The organism is Pseudomonas sp. GM84, assembly GCF_000282535.1.
Taxonomy (GTDB): Bacteria; Pseudomonadota; Gammaproteobacteria; order Pseudomonadales; family Pseudomonadaceae; genus Aquipseudomonas.
The window spans coordinates 1-12,090 of the sequence record NZ_AKJC01000099.1; the positions used below are offsets into that span (position 1 = coordinate 1).

The following is a 12,090-nucleotide window of genomic DNA, read 5'->3' on the forward strand; positions in this document are numbered from 1 at the left end:
GCCGGCGATAGGGCCAGTACAGGCAAAAAAAGCCCCGGTCTCCCGGGGCCTCTGTTGCTCAGGCGTCTGCCTACGCCTGTCCGGTACGCTCGAAGCGCCGGGCCAGCAACAGGTAAGCGAAGCTTCAGCACGTATTGCCTGTACTGGCCTCTTCGCGGGACAAGCCCGCTCCCACAGGTACCCATTGAAGTCAAAGTCTGGAGTCAATCTGTGGGAGCGGGCTTGTCCCGCGAAGAGGCCAGTACAGGCAGAAGGTAATTACCGCACCAGGCAAGGCCGCTTGTTATCGAAGCGCCACCCCGGAATCAGAAACTGCATCGCCACACTGTCATCCCGCGCCCCCAGCCCCATGTTGCGATAACACTCATGGGCCTTGGCGAGTTGGTCTTCATCCAGCTCCACCCCCAGCCCCGGCCGCTCGGGCACACGCACATGCCCGTCGACGATGCGCAGCGGGTCGCGGGTCAGGCGCTGGCCGTCCTGCCAGATCCAGTGGGTATCGATAGCCGTGATCTCACCCGGCGCCGCAGCGGCCACCTGGGTGAACATCGCCAGCGAAATATCGAAGTGGTTGTTCGAGTGCGAGCCCCAGGTCAGGCCCCAGTCGTTGCACATCTGCGCCACCCGTACCGAGCCTTGCAAGGTCCAGAAATGCGGGTCGGCCAAGGGGATGTCCACCGCCTGCGACTGAATCGCATGGCCCATCTGCCGCCAGTCGGTGGCGATCATGTTGGTGGCGGTCGGCAGCCCGGTGGCGCGGCGGAACTCGGCCATCACTTCACGGCCCGAGTAGCCGTTCTCGGCGCCGCAGGGGTCTTCGGCATAGGCCAGCACCTGGTGCTTGTCGCGGCACAGGGCAATGGCCTCTTTCAATGACCAGGCACCGTTGGGGTCGAGGGTGATGCGTGCTTCCGGGAAGCGCTCGGCCAACGCCGTCACCGCTTCCATTTCCTCTTCGCCGCGCAGTACGCCGCCCTTGAGTTTGAAGTCGCTGAAGCCATAGCGCTGCTTGGCCGCCTCAGCCAGGCGTACCACCGCCTCTGGCGTCAGCGCCTTTTCGTGGCGCAGGCGGAACCAGTCGTCATCGGCGTCGGCCTCGTTGCGGTAGGTCAGGTCGGTCTGCTGACGGTCGCCGATGTAGAACAGGTAGCCGAGCATCTTCACGCGTTCACGTTGCTGGCCTTCTCCGAGCAGCGCCGCCATCGGTACGTTGAGGTGCTGGCCGAGCAAATCGAGCAGCGCCGATTCGATGGCCGTTACCGCATGCACGGTGATGCGCAGGTCGAAGGTCTGCAGGCCACGACCGGCCGAGTCGCGGTTGGCGAAGGTCTGGCGCATGGCGTTGAGCACGCGCTGGTAATGGCCGATCGGCTGGCCCACCACCAGGCTGCGGGTGTCTTCCAGGGTCTGGCGAATGCTCTCGCCACCCGGCACTTCACCCAGGCCGGTATTGCCGGCGCTGTCACGCAGCACCACGACGTTACGGGTGAAGAACGGGCCATGGGCGCCACTGAGGTTGAGCAGCATGCTGTCGTGGCCGGCCACCGGGATCACGCGCAGGTCGGTAACCACGGGGGTGTGAGAAGCGGGAGTCTGCTGGGTCATGGTTGTTGTCTCGCAGTCAATCAGTGGGTCTGGCCCAGCGCCGAAGGCGCCTTGGCTTCAGGAGAGGCGGCGCCCTTTGGGCGAGTACGGATGAAGAACACGGCAATGGCGGCCAGCACCGAGGTCACGGCCAGGCCGTAAAGGCCACCCTGGATGGAACCGGTGTGCTGCTCCAGCAGGCCGAAGGTGGTCGGCGCGACGAATCCGCCCAGGTTGCCGACCGAGTTGATCAGCGCGATCACGGCGGCGGCGATGCGTGCATCCAGGTAACCCTGGGGGATCGGCCAGAACAACGACGAGGCCGACTTGAAGCCGATGGCGGCGAAGCACACGGCCACGAAGGCGAACACCGGCCCGCCGGTGGTGGACATGAACATGCCGATGGCGGCGATCACCAGCGCGCCCGCTACCCAGGCCTGCTGGAACTTCCAGCGGGTGGAGCCGGCGGCGAAGGCGTACATGGCCAGGATCGAGATCAGCCACGGGATCGAGTTGAAGAAGCCGACCTGCAGGTCGCTCAGGTCGCCCATGCGCTTGATGATGCTCGGCAGCCAGAAGGTGGCGGCGTAGATGGTCAGCTGGATGCAGAAGTAGATCAGGCAGAACAGCACGATCTGGCGGTCCTTGAGCAGGCTCCAGGACGACGGCCTGACCGCACCGATCGCCTCGCGCTCACGCTGCTCGCGGTCGATGGTGTCGACCAGCGCGTCCTGCTCGGCCTTGCTCAACCACTTGGCATCGTGCGGTTTCGAGTCGAGCCAGAAGAACACGAAGAAGCACAGGGTGACCGAGGCCATGCCTTCGATGAACAGCATCCACTGCCAGCCGCGCAGGCCCAGGCCCTGGATCTGCATCAGCGCCCCGGCCAGTGGGCCGGAAATCAGCGAGGCCAGTGCCGAGCCACTGAGGAAGATGGCGATTGCCTTGCCGCGTTCGGCGGCGGGCAGCCAGCGGGTGAAGTAGTAGATCACGCCGGGGAAGAAACCGGCCTCGGCCACCCCCAGCAGGAAGCGCAGCACGTAGAACTGGGTTTCGGTCTGGACGAAGGCCATGGCCGTGGCCACCAGCCCCCAGGTGAACATGATGCGGGTCAGCCACAGGCGCGCGCCGACGCGCTGCAGCAACATGTTCGACGGCACTTCGAACAGGGCATAGCCAATGAAGAACAGCCCGGCGCCGAAGCCGAAGGCCGCGGCGCTGATGCCCAGGTCGCTTTCCAGGTGCGGGCGGACGAAGCCGATGTTGACGCGGTCGAGGTAGTTGACGATGAACATGATGACGAACAACGGCAGCACGTGGCGCTTGACCTTGGATACAGCACTGGCCAGCACGTCGCCTTCATTCCGGGCAGACGGATCGAGGGTGTCGTTCACTTGCGGGTCTCCCACTAATTGTTTTTGTGCGGGTCGAGGTTGTCTGGCAAAGACAATGGAGCGGAGCATATGCCCGGCAAAGTTGTACGACAAGATCATCAGCGGCGGCTAAATTGCAAAATACAAGCTTATAAACAGCACAAAATCATCGATCTCGCCGCTATCTAGACAAGCATGTTTGCACCGCGTAGCGAAAAAACGGGCGAAAAATAATTTTGTCGGCTAACTTGTCGTACAAGCTAGATTGCCGCCCGGAGCCTGTCCCATGTCTCAGCCCCCTCGCCCACGTAGCCACAGCCGTGCCCACGATCTGGTGTCCAGCCTGACCCAGCAGATACTGCTGGGCACCTACAAGCCGGGCGACAAACTGCCTTCGGAGAACACCTTGGTACGCGAGCATGGCGTGAGCCGCACGGTAGTGCGCGAAGCTTTGTCGAAGCTGCAGGCTTCAGGCTTGGTGGAGCCACGCCACGGTATTGGGTCGTTCGTGATGCCGCGCCCGGCGCAGGCCGGCTTGCGGGTGGGGGCGGAGAACGCCGCGAGCGTGCGTGACCTGCTGGAATTGCGAATCGGCCTGGAGGGCCAGGCCGCTGCCCTCGCCGCCGTGCGCCGCAACGACCAGCAGCTGGCCCGCATGCGCCAGGCGCTGGACGACTACCAGGACCTGGCGGCCGCTGGCGACAGCTGTATCGAGGCGGACCGGCGCTTTCACCTGCTGATCGCGGAGGCCACGGGGAACCTGTACTTCAGCGAGATGATGGCGCAGTTGGGCAATGGCCTGATCCCGCGCAACCGCATGGCCTTGGCCGAACGCGCCGGGGCTAACCTGGCGCGGCATGCTTACCTGGCCAACCTGGAGCATGAGGCGATCCTCAATGCCATTCGACGGCAGGATCCGGATGCGGCGCGGGCGGCGATTTGCCTGCATTTGTCCAATAGCCGGGATCGGTTGTTGCCGGACTAGGGGCTGCTTTGCAGCCCAATCGCCGGCAAGCCGGCTCCCACAGGGGTCGGGGTTATTACCAGGTGAGGCAGATCTTGCCGAAATGGCGGTTGCTCTCCTGGTAGCGGAACGCTTCGACGATCTGCTCCAGCTCGAAATGCTTGTCCACCACCGGACGCATACCGTTGGCATCGATGGCCCGGACCATCGCCTGCTGCTGCGCGCGACTGCCCACCAGCACGCCCTGCAGGCGGATCTGCCGCACCAGTGCCTGGACCAGCGGCAACTGCCCGGCGACGCCGGTGAGGATGCCGATCAGTGACACATGCCCACCGATCCGTGCCGCGATCATCGACTGCTCCAGGGTCGCCGGCCCGCCGACCTCGATCACATGGTCGACGCCGCGGTTGTCGGTGAGCTCGCGCACTTTCTCGCCCCAGGCCGGCGTGCCTTTGTAGTTGATCAGGTGGTCGGCGCCCAAGGCCTTCAGGCGTTCGAGCTTGGCATCGCTGGACGAGGTGGCGATCACCGTGGCGCCGGCCAGCTTGGCGAACTGCAGGGCGAAGATCGACACACCGCCGGTGCCCTGCACCAGCACGGTATCGCCGGGCTTGAGGTGATCGTCGCTCATCAGCGCGCGCCAGGCGGTGAGGCCGGCGGTGGTCAGGGTGGCCGCCTCGGCGTGGCTGTAGCCCTTGGGCGCAAGGGTGAAAGAGGTGGCGCGTGCAGTGACCTGCTCACGGGCATAGCCGTCGATACCGTCGCCTGGCACGCTGGCGAAGCCTTCGAGCAGGGCCTGGCCGTCGATCCAGTCGGGGAAGAAGGTGCTGACGACGTTGTCGCCCACTTTGAACTCACTGACGCCCTCGCCTACCGCGATGACTTCGCCTGCGCCATCGGCCATGGGAATGCGCCGCTCGCTCGGGCCCCACATGCCGCTGACCACGGCGAAGTCGTGGTAGTTGAGGGAGCTGGCGTGCAGTTGTACGGTGATTTCGCCGGGCTTGGGTGCCGCCGCCTTGCTGGTGCCGATTTCGACCTTGTCGTAGCCGCCGCCGGGTTTCACATAGATGGCCTTGCTGGTCATGGCTGGGTCTCCAGTTCTGGGGAAAGACTGGAGTTCAGCATAGACAGTGGTGGCCCTATCGCCGGCAAGCCGGCTCCCACAAGTGAAGCCAAAGGCAGTGAAGGTCACTGTGGGAGCCGGCTTGCCGGCGATAGGGCCCGCCCCCCCCCACAAAACTCAGCCCAGCATCACCCGCAATGCCCGGCAATCCACCGCATGCCAATCCACCAGCTCCGGCCACGGGTTATCCGGCAGATTCACCAGCACCGTGCGCGCCCCGGCAGCCCGCCCGCAATCCAGATCGAAGCGGTAGTCGCCCACCATCACCAGCTCACTCGGCGCCACGCCCCAGGCCCTGGCGATCTTCAGCAGACCATCCGGGCTAGGCTTGGGCTCTGCCTCGTCACGCCCCAGCACATGCTCGACCGCAAAGCAGTCCGCCAGGCCAATGGCCTCCAGGGTGACATGCGCCAGCTCACGCGCATTGCGGGTGAGGATCCCCAGCCGGCAACCCCGCTCGGCCAGCGCGCGCACCAGCTCCACCGCCCCACTGGCCGCCGTGGAGGCGATCGCCAGGTCTCGCTCGTGCTCCAGCAACCAGGCATGCTTGGCGGCCGCTTCCGCCGCCGGCAACGCCGCCAGGTGAGTGAGGATGTCGTGCTCGGCGGGAATCTCCAGCGCCTCGCGGATGGCCGCAAAATCGTGCACCGCCACGGTCAGGGTGCCGTCCATGTCGAACACCCAGTTGCGCACTTCGCTCAGCTTCATGCCCAGTCCTTGCGATGGCGGATCAGGCCTTCCTGGCTGGACGAAGCCACCAGTTGCCCGGCGCGGTTGTAGATGCTGCCACGGCAGAAGCCACGGGCGTTGCCGGCCCAGGGGCTGTCCATGGCGTACAGCAGCCATTCATCGGCGCGCAGGTTGCCATGGAACCACAGCGAATGGTCGAGGCTGGCGATCTGCATGTCACGCTGCCACACCGACTTGCCATGGGGCAGCAGCGAGGTGGTCAACAGGCCGAAGTCGGAGGCGTAGGCCAGCAGGTACTTGTGCAGCGCCGGCACGTCCGGCAGGTTGCCGTCGGCGCGGAACCAGGCGTACTTCACCGGGTCGCCGGGCTTGGGGTTGAACGGGTCGCGCTCGGTGACCGGGCGGATCTCGATCGGCTTGGCGCACAGCACCTTGTCGCGGATACGCTCGGGCAGCTGGTCGGCCATGGCGGTGGCCAGCTCCACTTCGGTCGGCAGGTTTTCCGGCCCCACCACCTGCGGCATCTGCGCCTGGTGGGAGAAGCCTTCCTCGTCGTACTGGAACGAGGCGCTGCAGGTGAAGATGGTGTGGCCTTTCTGAATGGCCGTTACCCGCCGGGTACTGAAACTGCCGCCATCGCGCACACGGTCGACCGAGTAGACCACCGGCAGGCTGGCATCGCCCGGGCGCAGGAAGTAGCCGTGCAGGGAGTGCACATGGCGCGCGTCCTCGACCGTCTGGCTGGCCGCCGACAGTGACTGGCCCAATACTTGGCCACCGTACAGCTGGCGGAAGCCCAGGTCCTGGCTACGCCCACGAAACAGGTTCTCCTCGATCGACTCGAGGCTCAACAGATCGACCAGGTCGTCCAACACATGACTCATCGGGGTTTCTCCTAGCAAGGCATCACAGCTCTACGGCGCTCTCATGAAGGCAAATGATACAGGGTTTGTCATCGCCGCCGCGCATGCCTGCCTATTCAGCGCGCTGTGTCTGTTCCCAGCGGGCGCGGTCGATGCGGTACAGCACGTGGGGGCGCAGCGGGTGGCCGCTGGGCAGGCGGGGGTGTTCGAAGTTGCCCTGCGGGTCGTGGACCATGCCGATGGCCTGCATGACTTTCTGTGACGGCAAGTTGCCCTCGGTAGTGAACGACACCACCTCCCCCAGGCGCAATTGGGCGAAAGCACAACGCAGGCAAGTCCACGCCGCCTCGCTGGCAAAACCCAGGCCCCAGTGACGCCGGGCCAGGCGCCAGCCGATCTCCACCGCCGGTGCGAAGGGGGCTTCGAAATTGACGTTGAGCAACCCCGTCATGCCGATGAAGGCGCCGCTGTCCTTGCGCTCCAGCGCCCACAGGCCGAAACCGTATTCATTGAAATGGCCACGCACCCGGCCGATCAGCGCCGCCGCTTCCAGCCGCGTCAGCGGTGCCGGGAAGTAGCGCATCACCTGCGGGTCGGCACACAGCGCGGCGAATTCGCGCAGGTCGTCGTCGTGCCATTGGCGCAGTACCAGCCGCGCGCTTTCAAGTTCCAGGATGCGGGTCATGGGGTGTGCTCCGGTGCTTGGCCTGCAGTCTACAGCGTAGGCGAAATGCAATTTTCACATGCCCTTCACCGGCCCCCGACAGGCCGCTTCGCACAATGCCGCCATCCACCGCCGCGCAGGAAGCGGCCCTGCCATCGGAGTGCAGCATGCAGTCGAGCAACACCCTGGGACACACCGCCATTCACGCCCGTCGCAAGCGGCGTTTGTCACGCAAAGCCCTCGGTGCCGCCCTCGGCTTGTGCATGGTAGTGGCGGCGTTGAGCACCTGGCTGGCGACGAGGACAACCATCGTGGACCTTGGCAATGAACGGCAATTGAGCGACAGCGGCCTGCTACAGGATTGGGCCGAGGGCGCGGTGCTGGTGATGATCCGCCATGCCGAGCGCTGCGACAGCGCACCCGGCCCGTGCCTCGACGACCCCACCGGCATCACCGTGGCCGGCAGCGCAGCTGCCACCCGGGTTGGCCAGGGCTTGAATGAGCTGGGGCTGGCCAATGCCGACCTGTTCAGCAGCCCGAAACTGCGCACCCGACAGACCGCGCATTTCATCCTGGGCCAGGCGGTGCCCAGTGAAGACTGGCTGGAAAGCTGTGACAAGCAGTTCGCCCAGCAAGCCCTGGCGCACAAACGGCCTGGGCACAACCTGGTGCTGGTGACTCACAACGGTTGTATTGATCACTTCCAGCGCGAGCAGCGTGTCGTGGGGGGCGGGCGTGAGAGTGGCTACGCCAGTGCGCTGTTCGTTTCGGTGGATGGCAATGGCAAGGCGCGGATTCTTGGCCGCCTGAATGAGCCGGACTGGCAGCGGGTGTTGGCTAGCGCGGGTAAATGATTTCGCCCTTATCGCCGGCAAGCCGGCTCCCACAGGTACACCGCAGGTCTTGAGGGCGGTGCCATCCCTGTGGGAGCCGGCTTGTCGTGGCGACGAACCGCGGCGATAGGGCCGCAAAGCGGCCCCAACCATGGCAAGATCAGCACTGGCCCCGATTGCGACCCCACCATGCCGTTGCCACTGATCTACCACGACGACTACAGCCCGGAATTCCCCGCCGAGCACCGCTTCCCCATGGACAAGTTCCGCCTGCTGCACGACCACCTGGTCGACAGCGGATTGACCTGCGACCAGGCGTTGCTGCGCCCGGACATCTGCCCCAACGACATCCTCGCCCTGGCCCATGATCGCGGCTACATCGAGCGCTACATGAACGGCGACCTGAGCCGCGAAGACCAGCGCCGCCTCGGCCTGCCCTGGAGCGAGGCCCTGGCCCGGCGCACCGTGCGCGCGGTGGGTGGCTCGCTGCTGACAGCCGAGATGGCGCTCAGGCATGGCCTCGCCTGCCACCTCGCAGGCGGCACCCACCATGCCCACTACGACCACCCTGCCGGCTTCTGCATCTTCAACGACCTGGCCGTGATCAGCCGCTACCTGCTCGAAGCCGGGCGCGTGCATCGGGTGCTGATCTTCGATTGCGACGTGCACCAGGGTGACGGCACTGCGCGCATCCTCCAGGACACCCCGGACGCCATCACCGTGTCGCTGCACTGCGAGCAGAACTTCCCGGCGCGCAAGGCCCATAGCGACTGGGACATCCCCCTGCCCCGCGGCATGGGCGATACGGCCTACCTGAAGGTGGTGGACGACGCGCTGAATTACCTGCTGCCGCTCTATCAACCTGATCTGGTGCTGTACGACGCCGGGGTGGATGTACACAAGGACGATGCCCTCGGCTACCTGCAACTGACCGACGAGGGCCTGGCCGCGCGCGACGAGCGGGTCATGCGCCATTGCCTGGGCCGCGATATCCCAGTGGTCGGCGTGATCGGCGGCGGTTACAGCAAGGACCGAGAAGCCTTGGCCAGGCGCCACGGCATACTCCATCACACAGCTGCAAAGGTCATCGGTTGTTCACAATGACTGTGGAACCGCTTGTGGATAAGCTGCGGGAAAGCCGCTGCATCCCTTGTTCCGCCTAGCCTGCAGAGAACTGATCATTTTTTGTGCAGTGCTTATCCGGGTCGCGCTGCGGTAGAATGCCGGGTCTTTTTCCACAGCCTGCCGCCGATCATGTCCGATTTATCCCCTGCCTCCCCTCCCCGCGCCGTTGTCATCGGCGCCGGCCCCGCCGGCTTGATGGCTGCAGAGGCACTGGCCCAGCGCGGCCTGGCCGTGGAGGTGTTCGACGCCATGCCGTCGGTAGGCCGCAAGTTCCTGTTGGCCGGCGTGGGCGGCATGAACATCACCCATTCCGAACCTTATCCACAGTTCGTGGGGCGCTATGCCGAGCGCCAAGGCGAGATTGACGGCCTGCTGCGCGACTTCGATGCCGCGGCCCTGCGCCAGTGGATTCACGGCCTGGGCATCGAAACCTTCGTCGGCACATCGGGCCGCGTGTTCCCCACCGACATGAAAGCCGCCCCGCTACTGCGCGCCTGGCTCAAGCGCCTGCGCGACAGCGGTGTAGTTATCCACACCCGTCACCGCTGGCTGGGCTGGAACGCCGATGGCAGCCTGCGGATCGCTTATCCACAGGGTGAATTGCAGGTGAATGCCAGCGCTGTGGTGCTGGCCCTGGGTGGCGGCAGTTGGGGGAGGCTGGGTTCAGACGGTGCCTGGCAGCCGTTGCTGAAGGATCGGGCTGTGGATATCTCGGCGCTGCAACCGAGCAACTGCGGTTTTGAAGTCGAGGGCTGGAGTGCCCTGCTCAAGGACAAGTTCGCTGGCGCGCCGCTGAAGAACATTGCCCTCAGTGTGCCGGGGCAGTCGCCGCGCAAGGGCGAGTTCATCCTCACAGCGCAAGGTGTCGAAGGCAGTCTGGTGTATGCCTGGTCGGCGATGGTGCGCGAGGCGATCAACCGTGACGGCCAAGCCACCTTGCTGCTCGACCTGCTGCCAGACAAGGCTGTGGATAAAATTGCCAGCGCGCTGGCCAAGCCACGGGGGTCGCGCTCCATGGCCAAGCACTTGCACAGCCAGCTGGGCATCGATGGCGTGAAGGCGGCGTTGCTGCGTGAGCTGACCGATCAGGCGACCTTTGCTGATCCTGCTGCGCTGGCCCGGGCTATCAAGGCATTGCCGATCACGCTGGTGCGTACACGGCCGCTGGACGAGGCGATCAGCAGTGCGGGCGGGGTGCGATTCGAGGGGCTGGATGAGGGGCTGATGGTCAAGGGCATGCCGGGGGTGTTCTGTGCCGGCGAAATGCTGGACTGGGAGGCGCCGACTGGGGGGTATCTGCTGACGGCGTGTTTTGCCAGTGGGTTGCGCGCCGGGCGGGCGGCGGCGGATTGGCTGAAAACTCAAAGCTGACGATCTTACAGCGATCTCTTGTGGGAGCGGGCTAGCCCCGCGAAGAGGCCGGCCCAGATACCAGAGCAGCCTGGCACGGGCTTCGCCCGTGTTCGCGGGACAAGCCCGCTCCCACAGAGGCCCGTTCAAGCTTTGTTGATTTTGAGTAGTACCCCAAGTTTTACGGCTTGCGCTTTTTCGGCCCTGTGTTGAAGCTCGGCACCTTGCGCACCGACTTGACCGGCGCTTCGTCGCCACTGTCCATCCAGCGACCCAGGCCACGCTTGGCGCTGTTCTCCTTCGGCTTCTTGGGCTTCTTCGGCTTCTTGATCACCTGGCCGCTGGCGTCGGTCATCGGTACCCGGTGATCCGGGATGAAGTCCGGCTCTTCGTGGCGCGGCAGGGTCTGGCGGGTCAGGGTCTCGATCGACGCCAGCAATTGCACTTCATCCGCGCACACCAGCGAGATCGCCTCGCCTTTGTTGCCGGCACGGCCGGTGCGGCCAATGCGATGCACGTAGTCCTCGGCCACGATCGGCAAGTCGAGGTTGACCACCAGCGGCAGGTCATCGATGTCCAGGCCACGGGCGGCCACGTCGGTGGCTACCAGCACCTGAATCTCGCGGGCCTTGAAGCTGTCCAGCGCGCGCTGGCGGGTGGCTTGCGGCCGGTCACCGTGAATGCCATCGGCGTTCACGCCTTCCGCCAGCAGGCGCTCCACCAACTGGTCGACGCCATTGCGGGTCTTGGCAAACACCAGCACCTGCTGCCAGCGCTGCTTGCGCAGCAGGTAGCAGAACAGGTCGGCCTTGCGCTTCTTGTCCACCGGTACCAGCCATTGCTTGACCGTGGTGGCAGCGGCGTTGCGCGGGCTCACTTCGATGCTCAACGGGTCATTCAGCGCCAGCCCAGCCAGCATGCGAATCTGCTCGGAGAAGGTGGCGGAGAACAGCAAGGTCTGGCGCTTGCGCGGCAGCGCTGCGTACACCGACTGCAGCTCTTCGGCGAAACCCAGGTCAAGCATGCGGTCGGCTTCATCGAGCACCAGGGTCTGCACCTGGTTGAACTTGACCGCGTTCTGGCGGAACAGGTCGAGCAACCGGCCCGGGGTGGCCACCAGCAGGTCGACACCACGGCGCAGGCGCATCATCTGCGGGTTGATGCTGACCCCGCCGTAGACCGCATAGGTGCTCAGCGGCAGGTTCTCGGCGTACTCGCGCACGTTGTTGTGCACCTGCTCGGCCAGCTCGCGGGTGGGCACCAGCACCAGCGCGCGAATCGAGTTGCTGGCGACCTTTTCCCCTTCCAGGGCCAGGCGCTGCAGCACCGGCAGGGCGAAGCCGGCGGTCTTGCCGGTGCCGGTCTGGGCCGCGGCCATCAGGTCGCGGCCGGCCAGCACGGCGGGAATGGCCTGGGCCTGGACCGGGGTCGGGGTGGTGTAGTCCAGTTGCTGCAAGGTGCGCAGCAAGGGTTCGATCAGGCCGAGTTTGGCGAAATTCATGGCAATACCGTCAGGGG

11 protein-coding genes are annotated in these 12,090 nt (G+C 65.2%); 4 read left to right on the forward strand and 7 right to left on the reverse strand.

All coding sequences use genetic code 11. From position 1 onward, the window contains the following. Positions 1 to 258: 258 nt before the first annotated feature. Complete coding sequence (gene gudD, locus PMI38_RS08645) at positions 259 to 1,605, reverse strand: glucarate dehydratase (RefSeq protein WP_008092817.1); 1,347 nt, start codon at positions 1,603 to 1,605, stop codon at positions 259 to 261. 20 nt (positions 1,606 to 1,625) lie between these two features. After that, on the reverse strand, positions 1,626 to 2,978 hold the full coding sequence (locus tag PMI38_RS08650) for an MFS transporter (RefSeq protein WP_008092818.1): 1,353 nt from the start codon (positions 2,976 to 2,978) through the stop codon (positions 1,626 to 1,628). Positions 2,979 to 3,243: 265 nt separating this feature from the next. Between PMI38_RS08650 and PMI38_RS08655 the strand changes: the two genes are divergently transcribed. After that, positions 3,244 to 3,942 (forward strand): FadR/GntR family transcriptional regulator, encoded by a 699-nt coding sequence (locus tag PMI38_RS08655; protein ID WP_008092819.1) that lies wholly within the window; start codon positions 3,244 to 3,246, stop codon positions 3,940 to 3,942. Positions 3,943 to 3,997: 55 nt separating this feature from the next. Here the strand turns inward: PMI38_RS08655 and PMI38_RS08660 are convergent, their stop codons facing one another. The 4 genes from PMI38_RS08660 to PMI38_RS08675 all read right to left on the reverse strand — a co-directional run bounded on the left by PMI38_RS08660 (position 3,998) and on the right by PMI38_RS08675 (position 7,285). Continuing rightward, entirely contained in the window at positions 3,998 to 5,008 is a 1,011-nt protein-coding gene (locus PMI38_RS08660; protein ID WP_008092820.1) for a zinc-dependent alcohol dehydrogenase family protein, read from the reverse strand. 156 nt (positions 5,009 to 5,164) lie between these two features. Further along, complete coding sequence (locus PMI38_RS08665; protein ID WP_008092821.1) at positions 5,165 to 5,755, reverse strand: HAD family hydrolase; 591 nt, start codon at positions 5,753 to 5,755, stop codon at positions 5,165 to 5,167. Beyond that, entirely contained in the window at positions 5,752 to 6,621 is an 870-nt protein-coding gene (tesB, locus tag PMI38_RS08670) for an acyl-CoA thioesterase II (RefSeq protein WP_008092822.1), read from the reverse strand. Before tesB ends, PMI38_RS08665 begins: the two co-directional genes overlap by 4 nt. A 91-nt stretch (positions 6,622 to 6,712) precedes the next feature. Continuing rightward, positions 6,713 to 7,285 (reverse strand): GNAT family N-acetyltransferase, encoded by a 573-nt coding sequence (locus tag PMI38_RS08675; protein ID WP_008092823.1) that lies wholly within the window; start codon positions 7,283 to 7,285, stop codon positions 6,713 to 6,715. 146 nt (positions 7,286 to 7,431) lie between these two features. On the opposite strand from PMI38_RS08675, the gene PMI38_RS08680 reads away from it, so the two are divergent. The 3 genes from PMI38_RS08680 (at position 7,432) to PMI38_RS08690 (ending at position 10,593) form a co-directional block, all read left to right on the forward strand. After that, positions 7,432 to 8,118 (forward strand): histidine phosphatase family protein, encoded by a 687-nt coding sequence (locus tag PMI38_RS08680; protein ID WP_008092824.1) that lies wholly within the window; start codon positions 7,432 to 7,434, stop codon positions 8,116 to 8,118. Between the two features lie 168 nt (positions 8,119 to 8,286). After that, entirely contained in the window at positions 8,287 to 9,201 is a 915-nt protein-coding gene (locus tag PMI38_RS08685) for a histone deacetylase family protein (protein ID WP_008092825.1), read from the forward strand. Between the two features lie 150 nt (positions 9,202 to 9,351). Further along, positions 9,352 to 10,593, forward strand: a complete 1,242-nt coding sequence (locus tag PMI38_RS08690) for a TIGR03862 family flavoprotein (protein ID WP_008092826.1) — start codon at positions 9,352 to 9,354, stop codon at positions 10,591 to 10,593. Positions 10,594 to 10,753: 160 nt separating this feature from the next. On the opposite strand, the gene PMI38_RS08695 is transcribed toward PMI38_RS08690, so the two are convergent. Then, positions 10,754 to 12,073 (reverse strand): DEAD/DEAH box helicase, encoded by a 1,320-nt coding sequence (locus tag PMI38_RS08695; protein ID WP_008092828.1) that lies wholly within the window; start codon positions 12,071 to 12,073, stop codon positions 10,754 to 10,756. Positions 12,074 to 12,090: the final 17 nt, after the last annotated feature.

What these genes read in the sequence shown, in the direction of transcription:
- PMI38_RS08685 (WP_008092825.1), top strand. Translation starts at nt 8,287, where the DNA reads ATGCCGTTGCCACTGATCTACCACGACGACTACAGCCCGGAATTCCCC.
- tesB (WP_008092822.1), bottom strand. Translation starts at nt 6,621, where the DNA reads ATGAGTCATGTGTTGGACGACCTGGTCGATCTGTTGAGCCTCGAGTCG.
- PMI38_RS08690 (WP_008092826.1), top strand. Translation starts at nt 9,352, where the DNA reads ATGTCCGATTTATCCCCTGCCTCCCCTCCCCGCGCCGTTGTCATCGGC.
- gudD (WP_008092817.1), bottom strand. Translation starts at nt 1,605, where the DNA reads ATGACCCAGCAGACTCCCGCTTCTCACACCCCCGTGGTTACCGACCTG.
- PMI38_RS08660 (WP_008092820.1), bottom strand. Translation starts at nt 5,008, where the DNA reads ATGACCAGCAAGGCCATCTATGTGAAACCCGGCGGCGGCTACGACAAG.
- PMI38_RS08695 (WP_008092828.1), bottom strand. Translation starts at nt 12,073, where the DNA reads ATGAATTTCGCCAAACTCGGCCTGATCGAACCCTTGCTGCGCACCTTG.
- PMI38_RS08665 (WP_008092821.1), bottom strand. Translation starts at nt 5,755, where the DNA reads ATGAAGCTGAGCGAAGTGCGCAACTGGGTGTTCGACATGGACGGCACC.
- PMI38_RS08675 (WP_008092823.1), bottom strand. Translation starts at nt 7,285, where the DNA reads ATGACCCGCATCCTGGAACTTGAAAGCGCGCGGCTGGTACTGCGCCAA.
- PMI38_RS08680 (WP_008092824.1), top strand. Translation starts at nt 7,432, where the DNA reads ATGCAGTCGAGCAACACCCTGGGACACACCGCCATTCACGCCCGTCGC.
- PMI38_RS08655 (WP_008092819.1), top strand. Translation starts at nt 3,244, where the DNA reads ATGTCTCAGCCCCCTCGCCCACGTAGCCACAGCCGTGCCCACGATCTG.